This is a genomic window from Neisseria sp. P0014.S002 (genome assembly GCF_051958295.1).
GTDB lineage: Bacteria > Pseudomonadota > Gammaproteobacteria > Burkholderiales > Neisseriaceae > Neisseria > Neisseria flavescens_B.
In genome coordinates this window covers 125,783-152,766 of the sequence record NZ_JBQCVO010000005.1, presented here as the reverse complement: position 1 = coordinate 152,766, position 26,984 = coordinate 125,783, and the positions used below count along the sequence as shown (strand labels likewise).

General features: G+C 48.9%; 30 protein-coding genes and 1 other RNA gene. 17 read left to right on the top strand and 14 right to left on the bottom strand.

The features are described 5' to 3' along the window. Positions 1–111: 111 nt before the first annotated feature. From ACTHSX_RS07000 to ACTHSX_RS06990, 3 genes are all read right to left on the bottom strand, one after another. Complete coding sequence (locus ACTHSX_RS07000) at positions 112–837, bottom strand: hypothetical protein (RefSeq protein WP_440377211.1); 726 nt, start codon at positions 835–837, stop codon at positions 112–114. 157 nt (positions 838–994) lie between these two features. Continuing rightward, positions 995–1,468 (bottom strand): iron-sulfur cluster repair protein DnrN, encoded by a 474-nt coding sequence (gene dnrN / locus ACTHSX_RS06995; protein ID WP_003681045.1) that lies wholly within the window; start codon positions 1,466–1,468, stop codon positions 995–997. A gap of 182 nt (positions 1,469–1,650) precedes the next feature. Then, complete coding sequence (locus ACTHSX_RS06990; protein ID WP_003685108.1) at positions 1,651–2,583, bottom strand: AEC family transporter; 933 nt, start codon at positions 2,581–2,583, stop codon at positions 1,651–1,653. 178 nt (positions 2,584–2,761) lie between these two features. Here ACTHSX_RS06990 and ACTHSX_RS06985 point away from each other — a divergent pair, with 178 nt between their 5' ends. Both ACTHSX_RS06985 and ACTHSX_RS06980 read left to right on the top strand, forming a co-directional pair. Next, positions 2,762–3,517 (top strand): GNAT family N-acetyltransferase, encoded by a 756-nt coding sequence (locus ACTHSX_RS06985; protein ID WP_070608212.1) that lies wholly within the window; start codon positions 2,762–2,764, stop codon positions 3,515–3,517. A 58-nt stretch (positions 3,518–3,575) separates the two neighbouring features. Then, positions 3,576–4,325, top strand: coding sequence for a lysophospholipid acyltransferase family protein (locus ACTHSX_RS06980; protein WP_440377210.1), 750 nt, complete (start codon positions 3,576–3,578; stop codon positions 4,323–4,325). Between the two features lie 51 nt (positions 4,326–4,376). Here ACTHSX_RS06980 and gloA read toward each other — a convergent pair whose 3' ends face one another. Then, positions 4,377–4,790: a lactoylglutathione lyase gene (gene gloA / locus ACTHSX_RS06975; protein ID WP_003685011.1), complete on the bottom strand. Its 414-nt coding sequence runs from the start codon at positions 4,788–4,790 to the stop codon at positions 4,377–4,379. Positions 4,791–4,994: 204 nt separating this feature from the next. Here gloA and ACTHSX_RS06970 point away from each other — a divergent pair, with 204 nt between their 5' ends. Continuing rightward, positions 4,995–6,095 (top strand): conjugal transfer protein, encoded by a 1,101-nt coding sequence (locus ACTHSX_RS06970; RefSeq protein WP_440377209.1) that lies wholly within the window; start codon positions 4,995–4,997, stop codon positions 6,093–6,095. An 87-nt stretch (positions 6,096–6,182) separates the two neighbouring features. Then, positions 6,183–6,647, top strand: a complete 465-nt coding sequence (locus ACTHSX_RS06965; protein WP_440377208.1) for a low molecular weight protein-tyrosine-phosphatase — start codon at positions 6,183–6,185, stop codon at positions 6,645–6,647. 94 nt (positions 6,648–6,741) lie between these two features. On the opposite strand, the gene metW is transcribed toward ACTHSX_RS06965, so the two are convergent. Further along, positions 6,742–7,323, bottom strand: a complete 582-nt coding sequence (gene metW, locus ACTHSX_RS06960) for a methionine biosynthesis protein MetW (RefSeq protein WP_049329691.1) — start codon at positions 7,321–7,323, stop codon at positions 6,742–6,744. Continuing rightward, entirely contained in the window at positions 7,320–8,459 is a 1,140-nt protein-coding gene (gene metX, locus ACTHSX_RS06955) for a homoserine O-succinyltransferase MetX (RefSeq protein WP_311459837.1), read from the bottom strand. Before metX ends, metW begins: the two co-directional genes overlap by 4 nt. A 116-nt stretch (positions 8,460–8,575) precedes the next feature. On the opposite strand from metX, the gene ACTHSX_RS06950 reads away from it, so the two are divergent. Beyond that, positions 8,576–8,776: a protein MIGRI gene (locus ACTHSX_RS06950; protein ID WP_003682450.1), complete on the top strand. Its 201-nt coding sequence runs from the start codon at positions 8,576–8,578 to the stop codon at positions 8,774–8,776. Positions 8,777–8,844: 68 nt separating this feature from the next. Here ACTHSX_RS06950 and nadE read toward each other — a convergent pair whose 3' ends face one another. Next, positions 8,845–9,633: an NAD(+) synthase gene (gene nadE, locus ACTHSX_RS06945; RefSeq protein ID WP_440377207.1), complete on the bottom strand. Its 789-nt coding sequence runs from the start codon at positions 9,631–9,633 to the stop codon at positions 8,845–8,847. Between the two features lie 102 nt (positions 9,634–9,735). On the opposite strand from nadE, the gene ACTHSX_RS06940 reads away from it, so the two are divergent. From ACTHSX_RS06940 to efp, 3 genes are read left to right on the top strand one after another with little or no spacing between them, the layout of a single operon-like run. Continuing rightward, complete coding sequence (locus tag ACTHSX_RS06940; protein ID WP_440377206.1) at positions 9,736–10,014, top strand: hypothetical protein; 279 nt, start codon at positions 9,736–9,738, stop codon at positions 10,012–10,014. A gap of 31 nt (positions 10,015–10,045) precedes the next feature. Beyond that, positions 10,046–11,203, top strand: coding sequence for an elongation factor P maturation arginine rhamnosyltransferase EarP (gene earP, locus ACTHSX_RS06935; RefSeq protein ID WP_440377205.1), 1,158 nt, complete (start codon positions 10,046–10,048; stop codon positions 11,201–11,203). A 42-nt stretch (positions 11,204–11,245) separates the two neighbouring features. After that, on the top strand, positions 11,246–11,806 hold the full coding sequence (gene efp / locus ACTHSX_RS06930; RefSeq protein WP_049351376.1) for an elongation factor P: 561 nt from the start codon (positions 11,246–11,248) through the stop codon (positions 11,804–11,806). 59 nt (positions 11,807–11,865) lie between these two features. Here the strand turns inward: efp and ACTHSX_RS06925 are convergent, their stop codons facing one another. Beyond that, positions 11,866–12,465, bottom strand: coding sequence for an MlaC/ttg2D family ABC transporter substrate-binding protein (locus ACTHSX_RS06925; protein ID WP_254321839.1), 600 nt, complete (start codon positions 12,463–12,465; stop codon positions 11,866–11,868). Positions 12,466–12,630: 165 nt separating this feature from the next. Between ACTHSX_RS06925 and ACTHSX_RS06920 the strand changes: the two genes are divergently transcribed. From ACTHSX_RS06920 to ssrA, 3 genes are all read left to right on the top strand, one after another. After that, entirely contained in the window at positions 12,631–12,846 is a 216-nt protein-coding gene (locus ACTHSX_RS06920) for a tautomerase family protein (protein ID WP_250579506.1), read from the top strand. Between the two features lie 85 nt (positions 12,847–12,931). Next, positions 12,932–14,146 (top strand): pyridoxal phosphate-dependent aminotransferase, encoded by a 1,215-nt coding sequence (locus ACTHSX_RS06915; protein WP_003685291.1) that lies wholly within the window; start codon positions 12,932–12,934, stop codon positions 14,144–14,146. A gap of 113 nt (positions 14,147–14,259) precedes the next feature. Continuing rightward, positions 14,260–14,622: a transfer-messenger RNA gene (gene ssrA / locus ACTHSX_RS06910) on the top strand. A gap of 164 nt (positions 14,623–14,786) precedes the next feature. Here ssrA and ACTHSX_RS06905 read toward each other — a convergent pair. The 4 genes from ACTHSX_RS06905 to hda form a co-directional block, all read right to left on the bottom strand. Further along, on the bottom strand, positions 14,787–15,572 hold the full coding sequence (locus ACTHSX_RS06905) for an endonuclease/exonuclease/phosphatase family protein (RefSeq protein ID WP_440377204.1): 786 nt from the start codon (positions 15,570–15,572) through the stop codon (positions 14,787–14,789). Between the two features lie 157 nt (positions 15,573–15,729). Continuing rightward, positions 15,730–16,044 carry a TonB family protein gene (locus ACTHSX_RS06900; protein WP_308111186.1) on the bottom strand — a complete coding sequence of 105 codons (315 nt, stop codon included), beginning with the start codon at positions 16,042–16,044 and terminating at the stop codon, positions 15,730–15,732. Between the two features lie 59 nt (positions 16,045–16,103). After that, on the bottom strand, positions 16,104–16,772 hold the full coding sequence (locus ACTHSX_RS06895; protein WP_440377203.1) for an HAD family hydrolase: 669 nt from the start codon (positions 16,770–16,772) through the stop codon (positions 16,104–16,106). Next, complete coding sequence (hda, locus tag ACTHSX_RS06890) at positions 16,769–17,437, bottom strand: DnaA regulatory inactivator Hda (RefSeq protein ID WP_440377202.1); 669 nt, start codon at positions 17,435–17,437, stop codon at positions 16,769–16,771. The genes ACTHSX_RS06895 and hda overlap by 4 nt, the downstream gene beginning before the upstream one ends. A 230-nt stretch (positions 17,438–17,667) precedes the next feature. Here hda and ACTHSX_RS06885 point away from each other — a divergent pair, with 230 nt between their 5' ends. Genes ACTHSX_RS06885 through ACTHSX_RS06870 form a run of 4 tightly spaced genes read left to right on the top strand, consistent with a single transcriptional unit; the run spans position 17,668 to position 21,937 of the window. Further along, a complete protein-coding gene (locus ACTHSX_RS06885; RefSeq protein ID WP_070592086.1) occupies positions 17,668–18,306 on the top strand; it encodes a DedA family protein in 639 nt (212 codons plus the stop codon). A 46-nt stretch (positions 18,307–18,352) separates the two neighbouring features. Beyond that, on the top strand, positions 18,353–19,789 hold the full coding sequence (locus tag ACTHSX_RS06880) for an MBOAT family O-acyltransferase (protein ID WP_440377201.1): 1,437 nt from the start codon (positions 18,353–18,355) through the stop codon (positions 19,787–19,789). A 10-nt stretch (positions 19,790–19,799) separates the two neighbouring features. Continuing rightward, complete coding sequence (gene patB / locus ACTHSX_RS06875; protein ID WP_440377200.1) at positions 19,800–20,828, top strand: peptidoglycan O-acetyltransferase PatB; 1,029 nt, start codon at positions 19,800–19,802, stop codon at positions 20,826–20,828. Continuing rightward, complete coding sequence (locus ACTHSX_RS06870) at positions 20,825–21,937, top strand: SGNH/GDSL hydrolase family protein (protein WP_440377199.1); 1,113 nt, start codon at positions 20,825–20,827, stop codon at positions 21,935–21,937. The genes patB and ACTHSX_RS06870 overlap by 4 nt, the downstream gene beginning before the upstream one ends. A gap of 108 nt (positions 21,938–22,045) precedes the next feature. Here ACTHSX_RS06870 and ACTHSX_RS06865 read toward each other — a convergent pair whose 3' ends face one another. Both ACTHSX_RS06865 and ACTHSX_RS06860 read right to left on the bottom strand, forming a co-directional pair. Beyond that, positions 22,046–22,636 (bottom strand): LemA family protein, encoded by a 591-nt coding sequence (locus ACTHSX_RS06865; protein ID WP_440377198.1) that lies wholly within the window; start codon positions 22,634–22,636, stop codon positions 22,046–22,048. Between the two features lie 142 nt (positions 22,637–22,778). Next, positions 22,779–23,867 (bottom strand): metallophosphoesterase, encoded by a 1,089-nt coding sequence (locus tag ACTHSX_RS06860; RefSeq protein WP_440377197.1) that lies wholly within the window; start codon positions 23,865–23,867, stop codon positions 22,779–22,781. Positions 23,868–23,970: 103 nt separating this feature from the next. Here ACTHSX_RS06860 and ACTHSX_RS06855 point away from each other — a divergent pair, with 103 nt between their 5' ends. Both ACTHSX_RS06855 and ACTHSX_RS06850 read left to right on the top strand, forming a co-directional pair. Further along, complete coding sequence (locus ACTHSX_RS06855) at positions 23,971–24,879, top strand: Dyp-type peroxidase (protein ID WP_440377196.1); 909 nt, start codon at positions 23,971–23,973, stop codon at positions 24,877–24,879. A 211-nt stretch (positions 24,880–25,090) separates the two neighbouring features. Then, positions 25,091–26,758 (top strand): ShlB/FhaC/HecB family hemolysin secretion/activation protein, encoded by a 1,668-nt coding sequence (locus ACTHSX_RS06850; protein WP_440377195.1) that lies wholly within the window; start codon positions 25,091–25,093, stop codon positions 26,756–26,758. Positions 26,759–26,984 lie beyond the last annotated feature (226 nt).

Here is a 26,984-nt window from a genome sequence, read left to right as displayed (position 1 = left end):
AAGAAGGTGCTCATGAGAAATCCCCTAAATGTCTTGGTGGGAATTTAGGGGATTTTGGGGAATTTTGCAAAGGTCTCAGGCCGTCTGAATTTCAGACGGCCTTTGATTTCATCACCTACATACATAATCAGCCAACAGCCTACCCTTTTCCGCACTGGCTGCATTAGCCATGTTTACCTGCCTGGTCTCAGGGCCATTCTTAGATTTCAGGGCTTCGCCATATTTTCTGGCAAATTCTTTATTGGCACTGGTCACCCTTGACTCGGTAGAATCCAATATAAAGCTGTCTTGCTCATATTTGCCTTGCGCAGTAATAATCAAGATATTTTCAGGCGAAGGATAATCCGGAAAATCAATATAGTTGGTAACCAGCTTGTAGGAAACGCCTTTGCCGTGTTTCATATCCTGACAGATGCCGTTAGGCGCGGTAAAGACTGCATGGCCGATCCGGCTACGCCCGAAATCGTAAAAATCGATTCTCTTAGCAGCAGCCAACAGTTTTCTATCGTTGCCGTCATTGATATTTAATGACTTGCCGTTTACCAAAAACAGGGTTGTCAACAAGGGGGTGCCATGATAGGCTTCCAAATTATATGCTTCGCCCAACAGCTTGCCCTGACTATACACCGTCAAGACAGGCTTTTTCAGACCATTTTCCGGATTACCGGTTTTCTTAAAAGAAATCTTCTGCAGTACATTGCCAAATTCATAATAAGGCCGCGACTGCACGCCTGTTTTTGCATCCTGCAGGGCGCTCCAGTCACCGCCCGTCGTTTGGGCGCATGCAGTCACAGCGGCAAACAGAATACCCGATAGTAAAACTTTAGAATGTTTCATTCATAAACTCCTTCTTAAGTAAACAATAGAACGGATGTGTGCCTTTACTGCCTAATTTTATTTCTTTATTAAAATTTTAGAACTATTGTACTAACTTAGCAAGGAATTAAAGAACAGGCCGTCTGAACATTCAGACGGCCTTGATTAACCTCAAATTTTAAGAAGCCAAAACACGGGGGAAGAAAATCTCATTTTCCAAATGGATATGGTCTTTCAAATCATCCACCATCTCTTTGGCCAATGTGTACAAACGGGTCCAGCTGCCACAAGCACCTTCAGGAAGCTCAAAATTGTTGGTCAATTCTTCCAAACGAGCGATGGCTTGGTCGTGTTCTTCATGCTCGTGCATCATCACGCTGATGGGCATTGCCGCACCACGGCCGACGCCCTGATTAATCATCGGGAACAACATGCGTTCCTCTTTCATCATGTGCATCAACAGCTCGTTTTGCATATAGGCCAACAAATCGGCCACTTCGGCAGGGAAAGTATCGGCATGAACCTGCGCCACTTTTTGCGCCAGCGGTACCAACTCTTCAAACTGGGCGCGGTGAACGTTGTGATAACGTTGCAGGATATGGTCAATCGTAGAATTGAAAGGCGCGGTTTCCCAAAGGGTAAAGTCGGTCATGGCTGTGTTCCTTTAAAGATTTATATTGAATGAATGTTAGGCGTAAGGATACACGCAGCAATCAGCTTTGTATAGTTTTTTAATTGTTTAATTAATTGATAATAAAAGTTATTTTCAAATTTAAAATAACAAACAGGCCGTCTGAAACATAATGCCAACGTTTCAGACGGCCTGCCCTTTTCTTAAATAATCCAACGATATAACGCAATCATCACCGGCATGGTTACCACGCAAAGCAAAGTTGTCAGCCCGTAAATCGCGCTGGCTTTTTGGGCATTTTTGCCGTAAACAACCGCCATTTGGGTAACTGTCGAGGCGGCAGGCGAAGTCGTTGCCAAAAAGCTGATTAAAACAACCGTATCCGCATGCGCATCATGATGGGCAAAACCGCAGACTTTGACGGCAAAAAGCAATAATATCGGAATCAAAATCAGCCTTAAAAAAGCAACAAGATACAGCCTTGGCGTCCACATAATCGAGCGCAGCGGCAAAGAAGCCAAAAGCATGCCCGCCACCAACATGGCAACCGGGCCAATCATGCCGCCCACCGTCGCCAAAGTATTATCGACAATATGCGGCAGCTTGATTTGAAAGGTAAACATCAGCAGCCCGACCAGCATGGATAAGATGTTGATATTGGTGAAAATGGTTTTCCAAGCCACATTGCCACGGCCGCAAATCAACAGGCGCAGATGTGTCCAAAACAAAAACGTCTGCACCATGATAAAACCACTGGTGTAAATTACCCATTCCGCACCAAAGACCGACATCACCAAAGGGATAATCAGGTTGCCCGAATTACTGTACACCGTCGCCGCGTGTTCGAGCGCATCGAGTTTGAACAAGTGTTTAAACAACCTGCCCAAAACAATCAACACCACATGGAAAAATACCGCCAGCATGACGGAAAGCTTCAGCCCTTCAATAATCTGCGGCGTATTGTCCATCTGAAAAGCATGAATCATGACGGACGGGCTGATCAGGTAAAGCGCGATAACAGAGAGCGTGTAGCTGTTTTCCGATTTCAACAGCCCGGCCTTTACCAAGGCCACGCCCATCAAAACAATCAGCGTCAGCTCGGTAATTTTTCCGGCAAGCAGGAAAGAGGTTTCCATAATAAAAAAAGCGACAAAAACGTTGATTTTACGCTTCTACCGCTTGGCATGCCAAATTCAGACGGCCTGAAGCCTTTTTCCAACAACCCGACATAATTTGCCCTACCGCAAAGCAAATCAATATAAATCTGTCCGTATATCCGCTATAATCAGCCATTTTCTTCAAACAGGAAACATCATGTCCCCCAGCCGTTTCAATCAAACGGGCCCCAAAATCGGCCTGAGCGTACGCCTTGCAGAAACCCAAGCTGAAATCGAAGCCGCCCAAAGATTGCGCTATCAGGTTTTTGCCCAAGAATTGGGGGCGGAAATCGAAAGCGATGACGGCCGCGATGTCGATCCTTATGATGAACATTGCCACCACCTGCTCGCGTTTGACGATGCAACCGGCGAAGTTATCGGCTGCTACCGCCTGATTACCGAAGAAACCGCAAAAAAAGTCGGCGGCTGGTACAGCGAGCATGAATTCGATCTTGAGCCTTTGAAAGACATCCTGCCGCAAACCGTAGAACTCGGCCGCGCCTGTACCCACCCGGACTACCGCAACGGCGGCTTAGTCATGCTATTGTGGACCGGTTTGGTCAAATTCATGAAAGACGAAAACCTGCGCTTTATGATTGGTTGCGGCAGTATCGAAATGCGCGACGGCGGCAACGATGCGGCGGGCCTGTATCATGCTTTGAAAGACAAATACCTCGCTCCGGCACAATGGTGCGTCAAACCGCTCAACCCGCTCAAATGGGACAGCATCACGCCGTCTGAAAATCCGCCTGTACCCGCACTGATCAAAGGCTATCTCAAAGCAGGCGCGTGGTTCTGCGGCGAGCCTTGCGTCGATGAAGCATTCAACTGCGCGGATGTGCTGATCATGATGGACATCAGCCACCTTTCCGACCGCTACTTGCAGCGTTTTGCCCCTAAAACCGATTCATAATAAAAGGCCGTCTGAAACTTCAGACGGCCTGCCTAATCTTTATAAAAAAACACACACAATGACCGCCAAAATCCGTTTTATCTTCCGTCTTCTCTGTATTGCCGGCTGCCTTTTGTACGGCATGGCCGAAATGTTTTTTCTGTTTCCCTTTTACAGCAGCAAACGCAAACTGCGCGCGATCCAATTATGGTCGCTGCGCGTGCTCGCTTCCTGCGGCATGAAACTGCAAACTTTCGGCACGCCGCCGCAAGAAGGCCACGGCCAGATGCTTATCAGTAACCATATTTCCTGGCTGGACATTATGGCGGTCAACGGCGCATTCCCCGGCCGTTTTGTGGCTAAAGACGATGTGGCCAAATGGCCGGTGGTCGGTTATCTCGCTACACAGGCGCAAACGGTTTACGTCTCGCGCAACCGCGGCATCAAAGGCAATTCTGCCAAAATTGCAGGCGTGACCGAAGCACTGAAAAACGGCGATACCGTCACCATTTTCCCTGAAGGCACCAGTACCGAAGGCCGTGAAATCCTGCCGTTCAAACCCAGCTTTTTTCAGACGGCCTATGATGCAGGCGTACCGATTATTCCGGCACTCTGCCGCTATCCGAATCCGGACGGCAGCAGCCCCAATCCGCACACCGCCTACTACGGCGACATCAGCCTCTGGCAATCCATCTGCATGGTCATCAGCCAGCCTTCCAGCACGGTCGAACTGCATTTCCTTGATCCGATTGAAGCGGGAGAAGACCGTTACGCTACCGCGCTTCAAGTACACGCCCTGTTGAACGAAAAGCAAAAACAGTTGGGCTGATCAAAAAAGGCCGTCTGAATGTTCAGACGGCCTTTTCCATTATCTTATGTCTTAAGATGAATATTGTACCGAATCGCTACCGCTTTTCTTTTGAATAAATTCAATTTTGTAGCCGTCCGGATCTTCGACAAACGCAATCACAGTTGTGCCGTGTTTCATCGGGCCGGCTTCGCGTACCACTTTACCGCCCATCTCTTTGACACGTTCGCACGCGGCGTAAGCATCATCGACTTCAATCGCGATGTGGCCGTAAGCATCGCCTAAATCGTAAGATTCGGTATCCCAGTTGTGGGTCAGTTCCAAAACAGTATGGTCCGCCTCATCGCCATAACCGACAAAAGCCAAAGTAAAACGGCCTTCAGGATAATCACGGCGGCGCAGCAGTTGCATGTTCAATACGTTTTGATAGAAATCCAAAGAGCGTTCGAGATTGCCGACACGCAGCATAGTATGAAGCAAGCGCATGATTTTGTTCCTTTCTGAATTATGTTTGGTCATGGATTATAACACATCGGGCACCATCCTCTTCAGCCTCAAAATACCGACACTGAAACTGCATAAAAATGAAGCACACACCCTGCCGTCATTTGAATTTCATGTATTAACAAGCACACCGACTGACTAAATTGCTATAATCGCCACACTTACAACACAACACTTCAAACCGTCATGAAAACCTTTGTTCTTCCAGATACCCGCCCTTATCCGCAGAGCCCTATCAAAAACTACCTTCTGCTCAATGCCTATCAGCTGGCGCACAACTCCTCTTCCGCATCACGCAAACTTTCGGCCGGCCAACTGCAAACCGAAATCCGCACCATGCTCAGCCAAAACCATTACATCAACCTTTCATTGGCGATGACCATGGCGCCCGATGTCGGCACTTACACCAGCCTGATTCAAAGCGTGGGCGAAGTCCTGAAGGCAGAAAACGATAACGAAGCCCAATGGTTTGCCCTGCCTGTTGTTTTGGTTGCCGGTTGCAAAAAAGAACAAACCCTGCCGCTCACGCTGCCTACCGAAGCCCTCTTCGCCTGCCTGCAAAACTACCCGAACCTGCGCACCCTCACGCAAAACACGCAATGGCTGCCCTACCTCGTCCAATCTACCGACTTGAGCAGCGTTACCCCGGGCGAGTGGTTCCAAGCCAAGCAAAACGATGAGGCGGCAGGCGCATTCCTGCAAAAATTCGAATACAAACCATTGACGCTGCCCGAAGGTCAATCCGTCCATGTTGTTTACGCGCTGGGCTACGGCAATCAAGACATTCAGACGGCCTTGGGTCTCAACCTGCAACAGGCAGGCCTGCCATTGATGCAGGTTTGGCAAGAGCATCTCGCCCTCGACGGCGTTACCCTCTTTACCAACCCGCTCTCGCCCAATACGCCGCTTGACGCGCTTACCGACGGCAGCCACACCCGCCAACGCATGGCCATGGACGTTTTTGCCACCAACGCCATCCGAGCCATCCGTATGCAAAGCCCGCGCGTCGGCGTTGTTGCCGCAGCAAAAGCGGGCGGCAAGCTCCAGTTTAGCTTCAACGCAACAGACAGCGCGTTTGAAATCGTTCCGCAGACCTTCACTTGGGAACTGGCCTCAACCGACAATATCGCCATCGTTCAACAAAACTTCCTCGACCTGATGGCCGAATGCCGAATCGAGCACCTCTACCTGCTGCACAACCCACTGGGCGAAAACGAGAACATCCCTACTTATGCCCAAGCGTTGAAACTGGAAGGCCACAATCCTTTCTTCAGCAATGTAAACTAAGTTGAAAATGCAACACGCCAAGGCCGTCTGAAAACGGTTTAGCGTGTTGCATTGATTTTCAAACCTTACCACTCATTTTCGCGCATTATGAAAACCCACAAAATCCTTTTCGTCTGCCTCGGCAACATCTGCCGCTCCCCCATGGCCGAATACGTCCTGCGCCACCGCGCCCGCGAAGCAGGCATGGGTAATGCCGTCATTACAGCCAGCGCAGGCACATCAGGTTGGCACGACGGAGAAGACATGCACGAAGGCACGCGCCGCGCGCTCAAGCAACACGGCATCGACCCGTCAGGCTTTACCAGCAGCAAAATCAAACCCAGCGATACCGAACATTTCGACTACATCATCGTGATGGACGACAACAACCTCAGAGAAACCGAAAAACAGCTCGGTTTCCACCCCGGCAAAATCTTCAAACTGACCGACCTTATCCCCGATTCAGGTTACAACCACGTTCCCGATCCGTGGTACACAGGCGACTTTGACGAAACCTACCGTCTGGTCGATGCCGGCAGTTTGGCCTTATTGGAAAAATTGAAACAGGCTTAAACCGGCTTTAACAAAAAAGGCCGTCTGAACAGCTATCCGCAAAAGCCATGCTTTCGTGATTACCTGTTCAGACGGCCTTTATCTATGACCGCAATCAACCTACGCGATAAAACGCCAGGCTGCCCAATAAATTCGGCAGATGTTTAACCTGTCGGTTGCCCGTCATGACCGCACGCTCAAGCACGCGGATTTTGTTTTTGGCGCACAATAAATCGAAGTCTTTAAGGGTACACCAATGGATATTGGGCGTATCGTACCAATGATACGGCATCCGTTCAGAAACCGGCATATGGCCACCGATCGCGATTTGAAAGCGGTTGCGCCAGTAGCCGAAGTTAGGGAAGCTGACGATGGCCTGTTTAGCCACACGCATCAGACAACGCAGGATTTTTTCCGTGTTCTGCATCGCCTGAATGGTTTGACTCAAGACAATCACATCAAAACTTTGATCGCCAAAAGCCACCAAACCTTCTTCCAAATCGGCTTGAATGACGTTCACGCCGCGGGATATGGCGGCAATCACGCTGTCGGTATCGATTTCAACGCCGTAGCCGGTGCAATTTTTATGTTCCACCAACGCGGCCAACAGTTCGCCGTCGCCGCAGCCTAAATCGAGTACGCGGCTGCCTTCAGGTATCCAATCGTAAATGAGTTGCAAATCGTCGCGCAGATTCATTTTTGGCAGTCCTTGTAAACGTTGTTCATGTAAGCGGCAACCGCGCGGATATAGGCTTCGTCTTCCATCAAGAAGGCATCGTGGCCGTGATTGGATTTGACTTCAATGTATTGCACGGATTTTTGCGCGGCAATTAATGCCTTGACCAATTCATGCGAACGTTGCGGCGAGAAGCGCCAGTCGGTACTGAAACTGGCAACAAAAAACTTGGCCTGCACATTCTCCACGGCGCGCGTGAGGTTGTGGCCGTAATCGGCGGCTGGGTCGAAGTAGTCGAGTGCCTTAGTCATCAGCAGATAAGTATTGGCATCAAAACGGCCGACAAACTTGTCGCCTTGATAGCGAAGATAAGATTCCACTTCAAATTCAACGCCATAGCCGTATTGATAGCCGTCTGATTTTAAATCGCGGCCGAATTTTTTACCCAAGCCGTCTTCGGCAAGATAGGTGATGTGCCCCATCATGCGCGCGATACGCAAACCGCGTGAAGGAACGGTATGATGGCTGCGGTAATTGCCTTCATGGAAATCAGGATCGGTCAAAATAGCTTGACGGGCAACATCGTTAAACGCGATGTTTTGAGTGGAAAGTTTAGGCGCAGAAGCAATAACGAGCGCATGAGCAACGCGTTCAGGCAAAGAAATCGTCCATTGCAATGCCTGCATACCACCCAAGCTGCCGCCGACAATGGCCGCCCATTTTTGAATGCCGAGATAATCGGCAAGCATGGATTGGGACTTCACCCAGTCTTTGACGGTTACGACTGGGAAATCCGCGCCATATTCGTGGCCGGTTTCAGGATTCTTGGACAAAGGGCCGGTACTGCCGTCGCAGCCGCCCAAGTTGTTCAAACCGACAACGAAAAAGCGTTCGGTATCGATGGGTTTGCCGGGGCCGACCATATTGTCCCACCAGCCCGCGTATTTATCCTCCGCACTGTGCTTGCCGGCAACGTGATGATTGCCTGACAGGGCGTGGCAGATAAGGACGGCATTGCTTTTGTCGGCATTGAGTGTGCCGTAGGTTTCAATCATCAGGTCGAAACGGGGTAAGGTTTTGCCATTTTCCAGAGCAAGCGGTGTGTCAAACGGGATTTTCTGGGGCGTTACAATGCCCACAGAGGCATTTGTTGTCATTTGTAATTTCCAAGTGAAGCGGCAAAAGGGGTATTATAACGTTTCGTTTTTGTTTTGTGCATGAGGCTTCAGACAGCCTGCCCTGATTAAAGGCAATATTTTTGGGAGAATGTGGAATGATAGGCAGGCTTTTGCGATTTTTTTTCTTTTGCGCCATAGCGGCATTGATTGTGAACCGTTTGTTCAGCCGCAAACAAAAGCGCACCATTCGGGAAATCGCCAAAATCAGCGCGTGGGTATTGCTGGGTGCGGCGGCCGCTACGCTGTTTTGGTATCTGATGATGCTGTTTTTCAAGCATATTCCTAATTCTTATTGAAATAAAATATAAAAGGCCGTCTGAAAACCTTAATCCAGCGTTTTCAGATGGCCTTTTAATGTTCAAACTTAAAACAGCTCTTCCGGAATCTTGCAAACCGGAATCGGATTGACTTTGTGCTGCATGGCTTTGTGCAATCGGGTATAGATTGCCAAAACTTCGCGCTGCCTGCCTTCAAAATCTTCAGGCTTGTGGCTGTCGTACACGCTCATCGCCCATTCAAGTTCGGGATATGATGCGCCCATTTGCTCTTCATCGGTACGCTCGGTATCCCAAAGGCCGTCCGTCGGTACAGCTTTTTGAATGTCTTCCGATACGTCCAGCTCGGCTGCCAACGCGTACACCTGAGTTTTGGTCAAATCAGCAATCGGGCTGATGTCCACGCCGCCGTCTCCGTATTTGGTGAAGAAACCGACGCCGAAATCTTCAATTTTGTTGCCCGTCCCCGCCACCAGCAAACCATGCAGCTGGCCGTAATAATAAAGCGTCGTCATGCGCAGGCGGCTGCGTGCATTGGCAAGTGCCAGCTGTTTGTTGGGAAATTCGGTTTCGCTGACGTCAACGGTATCGGCAAACGTATCGAACGTTTGGGTCAAATCGACGCTTTGCGCTTTCACATTGGGATAACGCTGTTTCAGACGGCCCATGTGTTCTTGCGCGCGGTTGACTTGGTCGGATTTCTGACGAATCGGCATTTCCAACAACAAAACCGACAAACCAGTTTGCACTGCAAGGGTGGAAACCACGGCAGAATCGATGCCGCCGGATACGCCGACGACAAAACCTTTGGCACGCGCCTGCTCGGCGTAATCTTTGAGCCATTGAACAATATGGCGGATGATGGCTTGGGTTTGCATAGGGATAAATGTTCGCTTCAAATAAAACGAATGATAGCCTGATTTGCACTTGTCTGAAAGACGACAGGGTATAATGCCCTTTTTATTTCTTGCACACACACCATGTCCAAACCCATCCTTCTGCGCTGGCTCGCTGTCTGCCTGATTCCGCTCGCCACCCTTTTGTGGTTTGCCCTCAACCCGCCCGAAGACAAAACGCAACACCTCATCAACGGCATCATCCTTGCCTGCGAAGCCACGTTCCTATTTAAATTCGTCCTCTTTGACGTCATCAAACACCACCTCAAACAAGAGCCCGAATTGAAACGGCAAAGCATTTTGATGTTTATCCCGATTGTTTTGCTGATTGTTTATTTATTCCACTATTTCGGCGCATTCTGATATTTTCAGACGGCCTTGGGCATATTTTTCCATGAACACCACCCCACCTTATACCTGCTGGATTTTCTGCAACGTCATCGACAACTTCGGCGACATCGGCGTTTCATGGCGGCTGGCTCGTGTCTTACAACGCGAACTCGGCTGGCAAGTGCATTTATGGACAGACGACTTCCCGTCCCTTCAGGCACTCTGCCCTGACTTGGCCTCGATTCCCAATATCCATCAAGGCATCGGCATTCACGCTTGGCAAGCCGACCATGCCGAAGATACCGATACAGCCCCTACCCCCGACATCGTCATCGAAACCTTCGCCTGCGAACTGCCTGACAACGTTCAAACCATCATCCGCCAACACCAACCACTTTGGCTCAACTGGGAATACCTCAGCGCAGAAGACAGCAACGAGAGGCTGCACTTAATGCCTTCGCCCCAAGCCGGCGGCATACAGAAATATTTTTGGTTTATGGGTTTCAGCGAAAAAAGCGGCGGCCTGCCGCGCGAACGCGATTACGCCGAATCTGCCGGATTTGATACGGAAGCCTTACGCCGACAACTTAAACTTCCCGCCAAAACTGCCCCCGAATGGCTGCTTTTCGGCTATCAAAGCGATATTTGGGCAAAATGGCTGACCATGTGGCAACAGGCCGGCCAACCCATTACCCTGCTGCTTGCAGGTACACAAATCATCGCCAGCCTGAAAAACAGCGGCCTAGTGCCGCAAAACGCCCTGCTTGAAGACGGCGATGTGTATCAGAGCGAACACGTTACCCTGATCAAAATCCCTTTCGTTGTCCAACAGGATTTCGATAAACTGCTCAACCTTGCCGACGGCGCCGTCATACGCGGAGAAGACAGCTTTGTTCGCGCCCAGCTTGCCGGAAAGCCTTTCTTTTGGCACATCTATCCGCAAGAAGAAAATATCCATCTCGACAAACTGCACGCGTTTTGGGACAAAGCGCATCAGGTTTATCCGGATGTTGTCGCCACGGCACACCGCCGCCTTTCCGACGAACTCAACAACGGAGAAGCACTCAGCGACAGCCAACGCCTACAGGCATGGCAAACCCTGACGGCACACCAAAACGAATGGCGGCAAAGCGCGGCAAAATGGCGAGACGGACTTTTTGCCCAAAAAAGTGCTGTTGAAAAACTTGCCGCCTTTATTTCAAAGCACAAAAAAATACGCTAAAATAGCGCGTTTTATTACAACCGATTTGATTGGAAAACTACAATGAAAACAGCACAAGAACTGCGCGCCGGCAACGTATTCATGGTCGGCAACGACCCTATGGTTGTTCAAAAAACCGAATACATCAAAGGCGGTCGCTCTTCCGCCAAAGTCAGCATGAAACTGAAAAACCTGCTGACCGGTGCCGCTTCTGAAACTATTTACAAAGCCGACGACAAATTCGACGTCGTGATTTTGGCCCGCAAAAACTGTACTTACAGCTACTTTGCCGACCCAATGTACGTCTTCATGGACGAAGAATTCAACCAATACGAAATCGAAGCCGACAACATCGGCGACGCGTTGAAATTCATCGTTGACGGCATGGAAGACGTATGCGAAGTAACTTTCTACGAAGGCAACCCAATCTCCGTAGAATTGCCTACCATCATCGTTCGCGAAGTTGAATACACCGAGCCTGCCGTTAAAGGCGATACCTCCGGTAAAGTGATGAAAACCGCACGTCTGGTCGGCGGCACTGAAATCCAAGTGATGTCTTACATCGAAAACGGCGACAAAGTCGAAATCGATACCCGTACCGGCGAATTCCGCAAACGTGCTTAATCAGCCCGTCACACAAAAAGGCCGTCTGAATATTCAGACGGCCTTTTTGTCAATCTGCCTTATTGTTTCTTCAAGCCCTTGGCTTCAACAGTCGCAATCGTACCGTCAATACCTTTGCTCTTAATCAGCTCGCCAAATTGGTTGCGGTATACCGTTACCAAGCTGGTACCGTCCACGCGAATGTTGTAAATCTTATACGCACCGCCGCTTTGGTAAAGCTGGTAGGCCACTTCATACTTGGTGCCTTTTTTGGTCTGAATTTCTGAGAAAACGTCAAACTTATTGCCGTTTGCCGTCATCTTCGGCAACAGACGCACATTCGCATCCGCCGCACCAATCAGTGCAGAATGCGAGTACATTGCAATCACCATATCTTTGAATGCACGGATAAAATCAGCTTTCTGTTTGGCAGAAAATTCACGCCATGGCGCGCCGACAGCCAAAGCCGAAATACGCTCATAATCCAAATAACGGTTGGCATACTGCTCAACCTGTTTCACACGTTGCGCTTCTGTCAAAGATGTATTGCGTGCAATTTTCAACACGGTATCAATGTTCTGCTGCATCTGCTTTTGCGCCGGATGCGTTTCTGCCGCCACATAAGGCGCGGCAATCACCATCGGTGCGGCCACAATCAAAGTCTGAAGAAAACGGTTCATGACAATATCCATCCAAAATAAAACCGCATTGTAAAAACAATCTATTCCAAAAAACTTAATTCTTTGTAAAAGCAGTCATGAACAATGAAAAATCCTGCAATTAAATTTCAGACGGCCTGATAAAAATAAGATAACATGTGAACACTATTTTAAAAGGAAACAGCCATGCCTTACGTCAACATCAAAGTAACCGGTGGCAGCGAAGCCCCAAATGCAGAGCAAAAAGCCGAATTAATTCGCGGCGTCACCGAATTACTCTCACGCGTTCTCAACAAAAATCCTGAGACAACCGTCGTCGTCATTGACGAAATCGATATGGACAACTGGGGCATAGGCGGCAAAAGCGTGACGGTTCGCCGTGCCGAAGCGCGCAATAAGTAAGCTTTGGCCGTCTGAAACGCTTTTAATTTACCCGCAAAAAGAGTACATTTACCCCCATTGTTAACAATTTTACGGAACACACATCATGGAGAAATTCCCCAAATCGTCCAAGCTGGATCACGTTTGCTACGACATCCGCGGCCCGGTTCATAAAAAAGCCCTGCAACTGGAAGAAGAAGGCAACAAAATCCTCAAGCTCAATATTGGCAACCCTGCCCCGTTCGGCTTTGAAGCGCCTGATGAAATTTTAGTGGACGTGATCCGCAACCTGCCAACCGCGCAGGGCTATTGCGACTCCAAAGGCCTTTATTCCGCACGCAAAGCCATCGTTCATTACTATCAAACCAAAGGCTTGCTCGACGTTACCGTCAACGACGTTTACATCGGCAACGGCGTCTCCGAGCTGATTACCATGTCCATGCAGGCATTGCTCAACGACGGCGATGAAATTCTGATTCCTGCGCCTGACTATCCACTGTGGACCGCAGCCGCGACACTGGCCGGCGGCAATGTGCGTCATTATTTGTGCGACGAAGAAAACGACTGGTTCCCGAATCTGGCCGATATAGAAGCCAAAATTACGCCGAAAACCAAAGCCATCGTCGTTATCAACCCCAACAACCCTACCGGCGCGGTGTACAGCAAAGAAATCCTGCTGGAAATCGCCGAATTGGCGCGTAAACACGGCCTGATTATTTTCGCCGACGAAATTTACGACAAAATTCTTTACGACGGTGCTGTACACCATCACATTGCCGCTCTCGCCCCCGACTTGCTGACCATTACCTTTAACGGCCTTTCCAAAGCCTACCGTGTGGCCGGTTTCCGCCAAGGCTGGATGGTGCTCAACGGCCCGAAACATCATGCCAAGGGCTATATCGAAGGTCTCGATATGCTCTCCTCTATGCGTCTGTGTGCCAATACGCCGATGCAACACGCCATTCAAACGGCCTTGGGCGGCTATCAAAGCATCAACGAATTTATCCTGCCTGGTGGCCGCCTGTTGGAACAACGCAATAAGGCATGGGAACTGATCAACCAAATCCCCGGTGTTTCCTGCGTCAAACCGATGGGCGCGATGTATATGTTCCCCAAAATCGATACCGAAATGTACGGCATTCATGACGACATGAAATTCGTCTACGACTTGCTCGTGCGTGAAAAAGTCTTGTTCGTCCAAGGCACAGGCTTCAACTGGATACGCCCCGACCACTTCCGTATCGTTACCCTGCCGCCCGTTCATCAAATCGAAGAAGCCATGGACAAACTCAAACGCTTCTTACAAAACTACCATCAATAAACCTAAGCCAAACAGGCCGTCTGAAAAAGCAAACTGCTGTTCAGACGGCCTTTTCAATCAATCAGCAACTTGGCAAAGCACGCTGACATGCGTATAATCGACTTTTCCTATCTGGGGGCGATCTTGGTTTCGACGGGGGTTGCAAAGCAGATGCGGGCATACCGGGGTCTCAGATTTCCCGTAAAACACTGAATTTAAATAGTCGCAAACGACGAAACTTACGCACTGGCCGCTTAAGGCCTGCCGTTGCAGCAGTTGGTCAATGGGCTGTGTAGCGCAAGCTACCGCAACGTCATTCTACATTGACTGGTTTTCTGTCGGGTTACTTGGCAGGAAACGAGATTTAAGGTAACTGGTTCTCTGAAGGCCTGTTGGTCGGCATGATGGGGACGAGATTATAAATAGACACAACTAAGTATGTAGAACGCTCTGTAGAGGACTTTCGGACGGGGGTTCGATTCCCCCCGCCTCCACCAGATTTGAAGCGCAAACTTTTGATATAAAAAGGTTTGCGCTTTTTTTATAAACTTAAACAGGCCGTCTGAAAAATTTCAGACGGCCTGTTTTTGTCTCAAATATCTGAGTGAAAAACTTTTTCTTTCGATACATTACCAATAGCGCTTCAACAAAGATTTCAGCCTTACATTTTTCTATCGGATTTCATATTCATTTTACGATGCGGCCTAACCGTTACACTCAATGGCAGATGATCTGACAAATGCTGCCAGCCTTTACTGTTGTGGATTTCAGAATCGATGACATCAAGATTGCGCGTGTAAATGCGGTCGAGGCTGAGGATGGGCAGGCGCGAAGGGAAGGTTTTGGGGCGTTTGCCTGTATTATCGACAAATACTTCGTTCAAATCTAATGCCCTACCCAGCTCACGCGCTGATTTCTGCCGCCAGTCATTGAAATCGCCGGCAATAATCAACGGGCTTTCCGGACGAATATATCGGCCAACGTAGTCGCTGATGGCTCGGTATTGTTTGAGGCGGTCCGGCTCGCGCAGGTTGAGGTGGACACACAAACACACCAGCGGATCTTCCCAACCTTCGGGCACGACTTCGCAATGCAACAGGCCGCGCTGTTCGAGTTTGTTGACGCTGATGTTAAGGTTGTTTTCCGTTTTCAGTGGCAAGCGGCTGAGAATGGCGTTGCCGTGGTGTCGTTTGGGATAGACGGCATTTTTGCCGTAGCTGCGATGATAATCAAGGCTGTCGCCGATGATGTCGTAATGCGGCGCATCGGGGAAGTCGGTACGGCGGCTTCTGTTGAGATGTTGTCCTTGGACTTCTTGTAAAAACAAAACGTCCGAACCCAATGCGCCCAGCGCGTCAGCCATGCGGTTGACCTGCACTTTGCGGTTGAGCGCAGACATGCCTTTGTGCATATTGTAGGAAGTAATGGTAACTGGACGAGGAGACATGATGTGTGATGAAGCGGTTTATTTGTTTCAGTATAGCACCGGAGCGTGTGGTTTTACGGCAATTTTGGTTATACTTGTTTAAAGAATAAAACGGCGTTTTGACAGGGAATTTCCCAATCAAAACGCCTTCTGTTTTTCAGACGGCCTTGCGTCCAAATCAGTTGTTGATTACTTCAACATTAGTTTCAAAAGTAACGGTGTGTTGGTATTTAGATGCGGTTTTACGTTGCGGATAAGGATATTTGGAAACGCTTTTCACTGCGCGTTCGTCCATTTCAGGATTGCCGCTGGATTGAATGATATTTACGCGGTCAACATCGCCGGCAGGAGTTGTGAAGACATCCATCAAAACGGTTTTAACGCTGCCGTTTTGCGCTTTCATGGCTTCCAGAGTTTCGGTATCGGCTGCTTGTGCAGTACCGAATACAGCGGCAAACAACAGGGCTGAGGCGAGGAGTTTAGTCGTTTTCATGTTTTAGTCCTTATTAGGGTTGTGGTTAGGTTAAATATTTCAGACAGCCTGATTCATCGTTATTTGAAATTCAAAATTGGCCAACCTTTTGCTTTGGCTTCTTTTTCCAGCTCGGCATCCGGATTGACGGCGACAGGTTCGTCCACGATACGCAGCAACGGTAAATCGTTTTTGGAGTCGCTGTAAAAATAAACCTTACCGTAGCTTTCAAAGGTCTCGCCACGCTCGGCAAGCCATTGGTTCAATCGGGTAATTTTGCCTTCTTTCAGGCTGGGCGTACCGATATAGTTGCCGGTATATCGGCCGTCTTCGCCGGTTTCAAGCTGTGTGCCGATAATGTTGTGAATACCGAAAAGATGGCAGATAGGGGTAATGATGAACTCGTTGGTCGAAGAAATAACCAACATTTCGTCGCCCGCCATTTGATGGCTTTGCACCAACATACGCTGCATCGGAGAAATATACGGAACAATATATTCGGCCATAAACTCACGATGAAACTCAGCCAATTCTTCCTTGCTGAAGCGGGCTAAAGGCGCGAGATGGAATTTGAGGAAGGCATCAATATCAAGACAACCGTTTTGATAGTCTTGGTAGAACTTTTCATTTTGCACCTCGGTTTCAGCCGCATCGACTATGCCTTTTTTAATCAGGTATTGCGGCCAGGAGTGATCCGAATCGGTATTGATTAAGGTATTGTCGAGGTCGAAAATGGCAAGGTTTTTCATTGGGTTTCCTGTTGTTTTAAAAGCTGGCGCAAAAGCGGCAAAGTAATACGCTTGCCCATCATAACGGCGTAGTTGTCGAGGGTATCGAGCATTTGCATCAGGCTGTCCATATCACGCCGCCAATGGTTCAGCAGGTATTCGAAAATTTCCGGATCGATGGTTACCTGACGGGCGGCCGCCATGCTGACGAGCGCATCGATTTTTTCCCGGTCGGTCAGCGGTTTGACTTCGTAAACCAAACAATACGCCATGCGTGTGCGCAGGTCTTCGCGAATAACAAGCTGCTGCGGCGTATATTCGGAACTCAAAAGCAAAAAGCCTTTGCTACTGTTGCGGAAGCGGTTGAAGATGGCAAACAGTAAAGCCTGTTCTTCATTATTAAGCTTTTCGATTTGGTCAATGGCAAGATATTCCGCATCCAACGCGGCTTCTGTCAGCGGCGTGGCGGCGGCATCAATATAAAGGGCATTTCGTCCGACATCGAGCGCCTGAGCGATCCATGCCTGCAAGAGATGACTTTTGCCTGCGCCCTCTTCGCCCCACACATAGATAAATTGCCCATGTTTGTGCTGCAACACATACACCAGCTCGGCATTTTCTGTTCCCAGAAATTTGTCGAAGCCGGGATAATCATGGCTGGCAAAATCGAAGATGAGCTGGTTCACAAAGGCGCACCGGTTAGGTTGAAATCGGCTTTATTCTACGTTGTTTTGCCGTCCACCATCAAGGATAAAGGCCGTCTGAAGCCCATACCTGCAACATATCTGCACTTCTAAACATATCTTGACGCGCTTACGGCATTGGTTTTATTCCGCTTTGGTTTTACAATGTCGAACTTCTCGCCGAAACATTTGTCTGTTCTTTTTCAGACGGCCTTTTTATTTGGGGAACCCTAGTGATTTCTACCCTTATTGATTTCATCCTCCATATCGACCAACACCTTGTCCACCTTTCCGCCCAATACGGCCCGTGGATTTACGCGATTTTGTTTGTTGTGATTTTCTGCGAAACCGGTTTGGTCGTAACGCCATTTTTACCCGGCGACTCGCTGCTGTTTGCTGCCGGCGGTATTGCGGCCATCGGCGGCATGAACATCCACGTCATGGTATTGCTGCTCTTAGCAGCCGCCATTTTAGGCGATGCGGCCAACTTTATGATTGGCAAGTATTTTGGACAAAAACTGTTTGCCAATCCGGATTCCAAAATTTTCCGCCGTTCGTATTTGGAAAAAACCCATGCGTTCTATGAAAAACACGGCGGCAAAACCATCATCATTGCCCGCTTTGTGCCGATTGTGCGGACGTTTGCACCATTTGTCGCAGGCATGGGCGATATGCACTACGGCACGTTTATCCGTTACAACATTATCGGCGCAGTGTTGTGGGTATTGTCGTTTTCCTATGCAGGCTACTTCTTCGCCAATATCCCTGTCGTCAAAAACAATTTGGGCTTAGTCATGGCGGCAATCATCGTGATTTCGATTTTACCTGCGGTAGTCGAAGTCATCCGTGCCAAACTTAACGCCAAAAAATAACAATCAATCGAAAAGTTTGAAAGTTTAAACACATCAAGGAATTGCCATGCCGTTGCTGTCTATTGAGTTTGCGGTATTCTTTATCGCATTTTTGCCGCTGTACTGGGCATTTGCACGTTTGCCGCAAGTTCAAAACGTTTTACTTTTGGTTGCCGGACTGGGCTGGCTTTACCGTATCGACCCTATTTTTGCCGCGCTGATTTTGGTTTACTCGTCTGTGGTTTACCTGGTCAGCGTGCTGATGTTTTCTGAAAACGAGAATATCCGCAAATTTTGGCTGGGTTGCGGTATTTCGGCAGCATTGACTGTTTTGTGTTTCTTCAAATACTTCGACTTTTTCCGCCCGATTATTCAACAATATACGGGGCAAAGCGCCGTCATCGACATCCTTTTGCCTCTGGGCTTGTCTTATTACACTTTCCAATCGCTGGCTTACTTGGTGTATTGCTACCGCGAGCCGAAAGGAGAGCGTTTTGAATGGCACGAGCTCCTACTGCATCTGAGCTTCTTCCCCACCATCACATCCGGCCCGATTATCCGTGCGGCCGCTTTTAAAAGCATAGACGGCGAACAAGCGGGTGCGTTGGCGCAAATCCGCACCAAACAGGCACGCCAACTGATTTATCCGGCGTTGGCTGTCGGCCTGATTGTATTGGGCATCGCCAAAAAGTGGTGGCTTGCCGGCGTATTGGCGGAAGGCTGGGTATCGCCTGTTTTTGAAAATCCGGCTCAGTTCGACGGCTGGGGCGTGTTGTCTGCGATTTATGGCTACACCTTCCAACTCTTTTTCGACTTTTCCGGCTACTCGGATTTGGTCATCGGCTTAGCCATGCTGCTCGGCTTCCAGCTGCCGAAAAACTTTGCCGCGCCGCTTCGCGCCATCAACATCCGCGACTTCTGGGACAGATGGCACATCAGCCTGTCCACTTGGATTCGCGACTATATCTATATCCCTTTGGGCGGCAGCAAAAAAGGCTTCGGTCGCACCCAGCTCAATCTGATGATTGCCATGTTGCTTTCCGGCATTTGGCATGGCTACGGCTGGAGCTTTTTGATTTGGGGCGCGCTGCACGGTGCGGCTTTGGTATTCCTTAACTGCGGCGATAAAATCGTCGGCCGCAATGCCTTAGGCCGTCTGAAAATCGGCAAACCGCTTGCCTGGCTGTTTACCTTCCATTTCGTTTGTTTCGCTTTTGTCGTGTTTAACAGCGCAACGCTTGCCGATACGGAAATGCTGTTCAGCGCCTTATTTGCCAATGACAAAGGTTGGAACGCGCCTCTGCCGACCGACCTCATGTTGCTGGGTGCATTTGCAATGATGCTTTTACTGTACCCGTATTTGCTTCGCTTATTTGAAGCATCGGTAAAAGGCTTGGACAAACTGCCTGCATGGCTATGGTTTATCCCCATCACACTTATCCTAGCCCTGATTATCGTCTTCGCCCCGTCCGGCATTCCCGGCTTTATTTACGCCAACTTCTAAGGAGCAGAACATGAAACGCTTTATCTCCCTGTTTGTTTCGATTCTGCTCAGTGCGGTTGCGCTGACGTGGTTTGCCCAAAACTCCATCAATGCCTATTGGCAGCAGACCTATCATGAAAACAGTCCGCTTGAGCCTTTATCCGAATACGCTTGGTGGCGTATCGGTGCAGATTGGCAACAAAAAGCCTACGAATTTTCAGACGGCCTGAAAGCTTCACTGGAAACAGAAGACGCTTTGGCTTCGGAAGACTCTGGCATTGAAACAGCAAGGCCGTCTGAAAATACGGAAGACATTGAAGTATCGGACAATCAAAAAGACTCTGCTGCTTCCGATGTAGCTAACAATACGGATATCGCCGCCAGTGAGCCAAGCAATCAGGTTGATCAGTCGGCAACACAGGTCATGTTGAAAAAAGGCAATAAAGTTTTCTTTGCCGGCGACTCGCTGATGCAGGGCGTTGCACCTTTCGTACAAAAACACCTCAAGCAAGAATATGGCGTACAATCGGTCAACCTCAGCAAACAAAGCACCGGCTTGTCCTACCCTAATTTCTTCGACTGGCCGAAAACCATCGAACAAACTTTGCAAAAAGAACCCGACATCCGCGTTTTGGTTGTATTCTTAGGCCCTAACGACCCTTGGGATTTCCCGATGGGTAAAAAATACCTGAAGTTCGCTTCCCCCGAATGGGAGGCAGAATACCTCAACCGCGTCCGCCGTATTCTTGATGCAGCCTCCGCACATGATGTCCAAGTCATTTGGCTGGGCATTCCTTACATGAAAAAAGCCAAACTCAACGAACAGATGCGTTACCTCGACAAAATCCTGTCGGGTACGGTGTCGCCTCAAGCCATTTGGCTGCCGACCGACAAACTGTTGAGCAATGGCGCAGAAGAATATGCCGACTCTGTCAAAGTAGATGGAAAAATCATCCGTTACCGCAGCAAGGACGGCATTCACTTTTCCGCAGAAGGCCAAAAACTATTGGCCGGAAAAATTATGGAAAAAATTAATTTTACACACGATACACAACCATGAAATTTAATAAAACCTTACTCCTCACGCTTCTCGCACTCCCTATTACCGCCTGCGCAACCAATGACGGCCTGTTAAGCAACTACGGCTCCAACCGCCCTGCCTGGCTGAACAAACTGCAACAACTCAACAACACTTCAGACGGCAAGTTCCGCATTATCCAAGTCGGCGACTCCCACACCGCCGGCGACTATTTCACCGATCGCCTGCGTCGCCGTTTGCAACAAAAATGGGGTAACGGCGGCATCGGCTGGGTTTATCCCAACACTGTCAAAGGCCAGCGTATGGCTACCGTCCGTTACAACGGCAGCGGTTGGAACACCATCAGCAGCCGCAAATCACACAGCGATTTTTCTTTCGGTGGGATTGAAGCACGCGCCGATGGCGGCAGCGTTACCTTAAGCGCAGCCGACGGCAACATGGATATGCAACAAATCTCCATTTTCGGCAAACCGGTTTGGTCCGAGCAAACCCTGACCGTCAACGGCCACGAAATCCCTGCCACACAAAACGGTTGGCAACTGATGCATACCAATGCTTCCCTACCGATGACCCTCAGCAGCAGCATGCCTTGGCAAATCGGTTTCATTAATATCGAACGACCCGGACGCGGCGTAACCGTTTCCGCCATGGGCATCAACGGCGCGCAGTTATCCCAATGGTCAAAATGGCGGCCGGGCATGTGGGAGGATTTGGCACAAACCAAAGCCGATTTAATCATCCTTGCCTACGGTACCAATGAAGCCTTTTCCGGCAACCTCGATATTTCCTCTACCGAGCGGACATGGCGCAATTACATCCGTCAAATCAAAAATACCCTGCCCAACGCAGGTATCCTGATCCTCGGTGCTCCGGAATCTTTGAAAACCGCCTACGGCAGCTGCGGCAACCGCCCTGTCTTGCTCAGCGAAGTACAACAAATGCAGCAACGCGTTGCCCATGACGAAAAAATCATGTTCTGGTCTTGGCAGGATGCGATGGGCGGGGCATGCAGCATGAAAAACTGGATGGCTCAAGGCTTGGCAGCCAAAGACGGCGTTCACTTCTCTGCACAAGGCTATGAAACTGCAGCCGATAAACTTGCCGACAGCCTGATCCGCTTTGCTCAATAAATTGGCCAAAGCCTAAGTGTTTTTCATTAACAGCACATAAAAGGCCGTCTGAAATTAATATTTCAGACGGCCTTTTGTTTATCGCTTATTCAGCAAACTGCTTAATTTTTAAGCCAACATATTGCTGCTCATTCGTTGCGTTTGGTTTTCCGTAAAACGAACCAATCTTGCCTGCTTGTCAAAACCTAATGGCTTGGCGACAAGGCGGTTGGGCAATTTGTTTAAATGATGATTGTAGCTTCCGGCTCTGCGGTTGTAAGTGCGGCGCGCCGATGCAACTTCCGCCTCTGCTGCATCCAGCATTTCCATCAAACCGGCCAATTTTTCATCAGGATACTGTTTCAAAAGGCCTTTGACGGCAGTTTGCAATTTTTTCAGCGCATAATTCAATGCTGTTTCGGCTTCGCACAGATGTTTGATTTTGGATTCGGAAAATGTTTTGGCAGTTTGCGCCAATGCGGTTTCGACTTCGGCACACATCTGCTGAACGTTTTGATCCGATGCAATGCCCTGCTCTTGCAGATGTTTGCCGTATGCATCCAATACATGACGGACGGCCTGATGTCGGCAGTCAAGCGCAATGCGCAAAGAGACAAAGGATTCGCGACAGTCTTTTTTGCGATCTTTCAACTGTTGTTTGAAATACAATAAGACGGCGGCGATTGACACGAAGATAAGTGCAAGACTAATAATGCCCATAGTGAGTTCCCTAGTTATGATACCACTCATATCGGTGGCTGATTTTATTGACGTCGATTATAATCCAATTTCAATATTTTTTCCCATTTTTCATAAAAAAGGCCGTCTGAAATTCAGACGGCCTGAAGTTTATATTTCTATTTCAATGCTTTGACTTGATGTCGATAACCCACACTTCTGATTGCGAACCCAAACGAAGGGGAATGCCCCAGAAGCCATAGCCCGAAGTGGTGAAGAAATGGCCGTTGCCGATCGCCTCATAACCGTAAGCAAGACGATAAAGCGTACGGACGATAAGGTTGGCGGGTGCAACTTGGCCGTTGTGAACATGGCCGGAAACTTGCACATCAATCGGCAGCCGTGCATGGGCTTCGATTGAAGTAGGACGGTGGTCCATCAATAAAACCGGTAATCGGGTATTTTGACCTTCTAAAAGCTGCTCCGCACTGGGACGCTTGCGATCCAAATCATCGCTCCGCCCTACCAGCAACACACCATTCACTTCCAAAATCTGATTGGCCAAAACCGTCAAACCTGCGGCTTCCAATTCATGCTTGATACGCTTCTGATCGCGGAACCAGTCATGATTGCCCAAAGTGGCATAAACGCCCATCGGCGCAGTCAGCTTCTTCAAATGCGGTTTCATGTTTTCTTTCAAGTACGCATCAACGGTATCGTCCATCAAATCGCCCGGCAGCAACACCATATCGACTTGTTCCTGCCTCATGATGTCCGTCAGTTTGTCCAATTGACGTGCGCCGAACAAAATCCCCAAGTGCAAATCACTGGCCACGCCGATACGCAGCGGCTTATCCATTTTCTTATTGATGAAGACGGTTTGATGGCGGACAACGGGCGTATAGGCGTTATACATCCCAAAACCGAGCAAACCGGCCACAAACAAAGGAGCAAACAGCCGCAGGCTTCGTGACAGCGGTTGGCGCGCCATAAAACGGCGCAGCAAAAGATACAGGATAAATGTCGCCAACGCAGCATACATTACAAACAGCAAGATCACCATCCAAAACGCCACCACGCGGAACATTATATGTCCCAACTCCAGCAGCAAGCCGACCAACAAGCCGTTTGTAATGAAATAGGAAATACCCATCAGCCAACGTCTGCCGACTTTACCGATCCAAGGCGCAAACAGCCATTGCAGCGAACGCCCGAGCCCGAATGTAAACACTTGCAACAGAATGATGCTCACAAAAAACATCTTGCCAAACATGCCTTTCCGCCCTAAAAAATCAAAAGGCAGATTTTAGGCCGTCTGAAACTTTCAGTGTATAATCCCTCGCGTAAAAACCCATAAGATTTTGAAAGGAATCATCATGAGCCATCCACAATCAGCCATTATTCCTGATCACGCACAAGCCGGTATTTTTATCGAAGCAGACATTTCAGACGGCCGCAATGAAGACATCAAATCTGCCTGCCGTCTTTCTTTGGAGGCTCTGGCCAAATTAAAAACCCGTTTTCCGAATGATATTTTGGGTTTAACCATTGCCTTCGGCAGCCGCGCATGGCAATCGTTCGGTCACACTGACGAAGGCAGCGAAATCAAACCTTTCCCAGAATTGGGCAATGGCCTCGCCCCTTCCACCCAACACGACCTCTATATCCACATTCAAGCCACCGAGCAAAAAGCCGCCTATGCCTTGGCTCAATCTGTTTTAGGCGCATTCGGCGACAGCATCCGCGTAGCCACTGAAGAACACGGCCTGCGCCTGTATGAAGACCGCGGCTTGGACGGTTTTGTCGACGGTACGGAAAATCCTCAGGGCGATGACAATGTACGCAATGTCGCCATCATTCCCGAAGGCAAGCCTGATGCCGGCGGCAGCTATGTTTTGCTGCAAAAATACCTGCACGATTTGAAAAAATGGGATGCCGTTCCTACTGCCGAACAAGAAGCCAGCGTTGGCCGCAGCAAAGAAGCCAATGACGAATTCAGCAAAGACGTGCGCCTGCCCGACTCACATCTCGGCCGCGTCAATGTCAAAGAAAACGGCGTTGGTTTGAAAATCGTCCGCCGCAGCTTGCCCTTCGGCAAAATCAGCGGCGAACATGGTTTGATGTTCACTTCCTATTGCAACACGCTGCACAATATCGAAGTTCAACTGCTCAATATGTTCGGCGATGCAGACGGTAAAACCGACTTACTGCTGAAATATTTGTCTAAAGCCGTATCAGGCGCCTACTACTACGCGCCTTCTGTCGAGCGTTTGCAAAATCTTTAACGGCTCAAAGGCCGTCTGAAAAAACCTGCCTTTTCAAAGGCAGGTTTTTGTTATTCAAATTCCCTTAATATTTTTATGGTATCATCATAGAAATTTATCCCATTGTTGCTTAATAAACCCTGATTGCAGACAAGGATAAAAACCGATACGCCCCAAGCAGCTATTTTCGATAAAATAAACCCAATTATTATCCCTATAAAATTACGACACCATGTATAAATCCCGCCTTCTTCCCCTGCCCGTATTGATTCTTTCCGCACTGAACGCCTATGCGGCCAATACGCCGAATCCGCTTGATCAAATCGATAAAAACGTACCCAACCAATTCGACAAAGACTTCCGCGACAACCTCGATCAGATTCATTCGGTCGAAATCCAAAAACGCGAGCAGTCAGCATGGGATTTACAGAAAAAACAAGATAACGACGCGGTTGCACAAGAGGTGCCGTCTGAAAACAATACCGAATGCTTGGATTACACCGGTATCGAGCTTTCCGGCATTACCCTTATCGATTCCCAAAAGATTGAAGCCAAGTTACCCAAATGCATCAATCAAAACAGCATCAACCAACTGAACCGGGACATCGTTGCCGAGTATATCGCTCAAGGCTATCCACACACGCAAATCAAATTTGAAACCACGCCTGAACGCATCCTGAAATTAGCAGTCATCGAAGGCAAAATCCGTGAGATTACCGGCGGCTCCCGTACGGTCAACGTCGACACCCTCTTCCCCAATCATCAAGGCAAACCGCTGAACATCCAATACCTTGACCAAGGTATCGAACAGGCAAACCATGTTGTCGGCAACAACGTCAGCATCGATGTTTATCCGCATGATGACGGCACCGCCTCCATCCAACTCAACAACGATGCCGAAAAACATTGGGGCGGCAGCATTACCATCGATAATAAAGGCAGCAAACCCAATACCACGACACTGCGCGGCAGCCTGAATATCGGCAGCCCGTTGGGATTGAGCGACTCCCTTTATCTAAACGGCTACACCAATCTAAACAACCACGACAGCCATTACAGTCGCGGCGGCAGCCTGTTCTACCAAGTTCCTTATGGCGCATGGACATTCAGCACTTACGCCGCCGCGTCGCAATCGCAAAGCATCCTAACGCCCAGTGTTACGCGCTACGCCTACCGCTCCCAATCCAAAGCGGCAGGAATCAAAGCAGACCGCGTATTCTCACGCAGTCAAAAACACATTGCCTCCGCCTATGTCGGCATTGACTATGTGAAACAGACTGCAAAATTTGCCGACAGCAAACTGGAATTGCAAAGCCCGGAAATTTATTCGGCACAAGTCGGCCTGTCGCACACGGCCATCCTGCCAAACGGCATTTGGCTCAACAATATCGGCGTGGAACAAGGGTTTGCGAAAAATACCGAACACACGCCGTTCCACAAGCGCTATACCTCTGTATCCTTGCAAAGCAATTTGATTCAAAACCGCCCATTGGGTAAATGGATCGTGCGCAACCATCACCAAATCGATGCCCAATACAGTCCGCATGATTTGTTTGCCGCCAAAGAAATGGACATCGTCGGCTATCAAAATGTACGCGGTTTCCGTTCGACTTCTTTGAGCGCAAACAGCGCAGTCCTGTTAAGCAATACCGTTTATTTCCGCCGCAATACGCCTCACGGCATCTATATCGAGCCTTATCTGGGCGCAGACATCGGCGTTGCCAAAAACAATAACGAAGGTTTACAACGCGCCATGGGTGTGGTTGCAGGTTTGAATTTGGGCAAGGCGGACAAATGGCAGCTTTCTGCCGACTATGGCAAAGGTTTTGCACGTATGCCCAACCAATCAAACAGCGAAATACAGGATCATGTGACCGTTTCTTTGCGCATTCCATTTTAAAGTTATGTAAATATATATCCTTTTATCCAATATATAAACCGCCCATCTTAACATTATTAATTTTCTATTAATATCAATAAGATAGGTGGTTTTTATTTGCATTTGAAATAGTGCACACAAGGCCATACTGGTGGTATGATTGTAAAAAATTCCATAACAATGTTAATACATTCAAAAATTTCCTCAACAGAAATCCGATACCCGATATGGGATTTCTGATTCAATC

What these genes read in the sequence shown, in the direction of transcription:
- ACTHSX_RS07000 (WP_440377211.1), bottom strand. Translation starts at nt 837, where the DNA reads ATGAAACATTCTAAAGTTTTACTATCGGGTATTCTGTTTGCCGCTGTG.
- dnrN (WP_003681045.1), bottom strand. Translation starts at nt 1,468, where the DNA reads ATGACCGACTTTACCCTTTGGGAAACCGCGCCTTTCAATTCTACGATT.
- ACTHSX_RS06990 (WP_003685108.1), bottom strand. Translation starts at nt 2,583, where the DNA reads ATGGAAACCTCTTTCCTGCTTGCCGGAAAAATTACCGAGCTGACGCTG.
- ACTHSX_RS06985 (WP_070608212.1), top strand. Translation starts at nt 2,762, where the DNA reads ATGTCCCCCAGCCGTTTCAATCAAACGGGCCCCAAAATCGGCCTGAGC.
- ACTHSX_RS06980 (WP_440377210.1), top strand. Translation starts at nt 3,576, where the DNA reads ATGACCGCCAAAATCCGTTTTATCTTCCGTCTTCTCTGTATTGCCGGC.
- gloA (WP_003685011.1), bottom strand. Translation starts at nt 4,790, where the DNA reads ATGCGCTTGCTTCATACTATGCTGCGTGTCGGCAATCTCGAACGCTCT.
- ACTHSX_RS06970 (WP_440377209.1), top strand. Translation starts at nt 4,995, where the DNA reads ATGAAAACCTTTGTTCTTCCAGATACCCGCCCTTATCCGCAGAGCCCT.
- ACTHSX_RS06965 (WP_440377208.1), top strand. Translation starts at nt 6,183, where the DNA reads ATGAAAACCCACAAAATCCTTTTCGTCTGCCTCGGCAACATCTGCCGC.
- metW (WP_049329691.1), bottom strand. Translation starts at nt 7,323, where the DNA reads ATGAATCTGCGCGACGATTTGCAACTCATTTACGATTGGATACCTGAA.
- metX (WP_311459837.1), bottom strand. Translation starts at nt 8,459, where the DNA reads ATGACAACAAATGCCTCTGTGGGCATTGTAACGCCCCAGAAAATCCCG.
- ACTHSX_RS06950 (WP_003682450.1), top strand. Translation starts at nt 8,576, where the DNA reads ATGATAGGCAGGCTTTTGCGATTTTTTTTCTTTTGCGCCATAGCGGCA.
- nadE (WP_440377207.1), bottom strand. Translation starts at nt 9,633, where the DNA reads ATGCAAACCCAAGCCATCATCCGCCATATTGTTCAATGGCTCAAAGAT.
- ACTHSX_RS06940 (WP_440377206.1), top strand. Translation starts at nt 9,736, where the DNA reads ATGTCCAAACCCATCCTTCTGCGCTGGCTCGCTGTCTGCCTGATTCCG.
- earP (WP_440377205.1), top strand. Translation starts at nt 10,046, where the DNA reads ATGAACACCACCCCACCTTATACCTGCTGGATTTTCTGCAACGTCATC.
- efp (WP_049351376.1), top strand. Translation starts at nt 11,246, where the DNA reads ATGAAAACAGCACAAGAACTGCGCGCCGGCAACGTATTCATGGTCGGC.
- ACTHSX_RS06925 (WP_254321839.1), bottom strand. Translation starts at nt 12,465, where the DNA reads ATGAACCGTTTTCTTCAGACTTTGATTGTGGCCGCACCGATGGTGATT.
- ACTHSX_RS06920 (WP_250579506.1), top strand. Translation starts at nt 12,631, where the DNA reads ATGCCTTACGTCAACATCAAAGTAACCGGTGGCAGCGAAGCCCCAAAT.
- ACTHSX_RS06915 (WP_003685291.1), top strand. Translation starts at nt 12,932, where the DNA reads ATGGAGAAATTCCCCAAATCGTCCAAGCTGGATCACGTTTGCTACGAC.
- ACTHSX_RS06905 (WP_440377204.1), bottom strand. Translation starts at nt 15,572, where the DNA reads ATGTCTCCTCGTCCAGTTACCATTACTTCCTACAATATGCACAAAGGC.
- ACTHSX_RS06900 (WP_308111186.1), bottom strand. Translation starts at nt 16,044, where the DNA reads ATGAAAACGACTAAACTCCTCGCCTCAGCCCTGTTGTTTGCCGCTGTA.
- ACTHSX_RS06895 (WP_440377203.1), bottom strand. Translation starts at nt 16,772, where the DNA reads ATGAAAAACCTTGCCATTTTCGACCTCGACAATACCTTAATCAATACC.
- ACTHSX_RS06880 (WP_440377201.1), top strand. Translation starts at nt 18,353, where the DNA reads ATGCCGTTGCTGTCTATTGAGTTTGCGGTATTCTTTATCGCATTTTTG.
- patB (WP_440377200.1), top strand. Translation starts at nt 19,800, where the DNA reads ATGAAACGCTTTATCTCCCTGTTTGTTTCGATTCTGCTCAGTGCGGTT.
- ACTHSX_RS06870 (WP_440377199.1), top strand. Translation starts at nt 20,825, where the DNA reads ATGAAATTTAATAAAACCTTACTCCTCACGCTTCTCGCACTCCCTATT.
- ACTHSX_RS06865 (WP_440377198.1), bottom strand. Translation starts at nt 22,636, where the DNA reads ATGGGCATTATTAGTCTTGCACTTATCTTCGTGTCAATCGCCGCCGTC.
- ACTHSX_RS06860 (WP_440377197.1), bottom strand. Translation starts at nt 23,867, where the DNA reads ATGTTTGGCAAGATGTTTTTTGTGAGCATCATTCTGTTGCAAGTGTTT.
- ACTHSX_RS06855 (WP_440377196.1), top strand. Translation starts at nt 23,971, where the DNA reads ATGAGCCATCCACAATCAGCCATTATTCCTGATCACGCACAAGCCGGT.
- ACTHSX_RS06850 (WP_440377195.1), top strand. Translation starts at nt 25,091, where the DNA reads ATGTATAAATCCCGCCTTCTTCCCCTGCCCGTATTGATTCTTTCCGCA.